Origin of the sequence: Bacillus sp. JJ1566 (assembly GCF_036962685.1) — a bacterium.
GTDB lineage: Bacteria > Bacillota > Bacilli > Bacillales > Bacillaceae_L > Ferdinandcohnia.
The window spans coordinates 51,885-52,960 of record NZ_JBALOP010000018.1 but is presented as its reverse complement, the minus strand read 5'-3'; the positions used below and the strand labels follow the sequence as shown (position 1 = coordinate 52,960).

Sequence of the window (1,076 nt, the reverse complement as noted above, 5' to 3'; positions counted from 1 at the left end):
TTTCACTGTATCTCGCTTAGGATCAAAGACCAAAGGCTCCACATCCTGTGGCAACGTCTTTGTGACCCACCTCGTGTGGGCCAAAAAAATCTGGGACAAATACGCCAAGGTGCATTTGATTAAAAAATTTTGGATCATGTGTTGACCTTGACGTTACGTTAAGGTGTAAAGTAAAAATATCAGGGGGTGATGAGATGGAATACACGGTTCAAAAGTTAGCGAAACTAGCAGGGGTAAGCACTAGAACGCTTCGATATTACGATGAAATTGAGATTCTTAAGCCGGCAAGAATCAATTCATCAGGATATCGAATCTATGGCCAAGACGAAGTCAATCGTCTCCAGCAAATCCTTTTTTACCGTGAGCTCGGAGTCAATCTAACTGATATTAAACAAATCATGACAAATCCTGCCTTTGATGAATCTATAGCATTAAAAGAACATCGGGAGCAGCTCCTTGATAAACGGAAACAAATAGATCGATTAATTGCCAATGTCGAAAAAACCATTGCGCAAAAAGAAGGGAGAATAACCATGTCCGACCAAGAAAAATTTGAAGGCTTTAAAAAGCAAGCCATTGAAGAAAATGAGAAAAAATACGGAAAAGAAATCCGTGAAAAATATGGCGAGGAAACAGTCAAACAATCAAATGAGAAATTTATGAACATGTCAAAAGAGGACCATGATGCGGTGACACGTCTTGGTGAAGATTTGAAGGATACCTTACGGGAAGCGATGAAGACAGGTGACCCAGCAGGCGAGTTAGCACAAAAAGCAGCTGAAATGCACAAGCAGTGGCTCATGTTTTACTGGCCAAGTTATAATAAAGAGGCACATGCGGGGTTAGCGCAAATGTATGTTGACGACGAGAGATTCACAGCGTATTACGACAAAGAACAGCCAGGAACCGCAGAGTTTTTGAGAGATGCGATACATGTGTATACAGGGCAAAAGAGTGAATAAAGTTAATGGGGTGAGATCCTATGGGTCTTGCCCCTTTTTTTGTGTATTGGGACAGGACTAAAGGAATCCCGCAGGTGATTGTCCGAATAAAGCTCTGATTCGGACAGAGCAGGC

General features: G+C 41.8%; 1 protein-coding gene. It reads left to right on the top strand.

Translation table 11 applies throughout. The annotated features are described in order from the left end of the window. The first annotated feature begins 194 nt into the window (after positions 1-194). The gene (locus V7112_RS09425) at positions 195-962 is read left to right on the top strand and encodes a MerR family transcriptional regulator (RefSeq protein WP_335418182.1); all 768 of its coding nucleotides are present in this window, start codon (positions 195-197) and stop codon (positions 960-962) included. Positions 963-1,076 lie beyond the last annotated feature (114 nt).

Excerpts from the sequence above, each read along its gene's own strand:
- V7112_RS09425 (WP_335418182.1), top strand. The coding sequence starts at position 195 with ATGGAATACACGGTTCAAAAGTTAGCGAAACTAGCAGGGGTAAGCACT.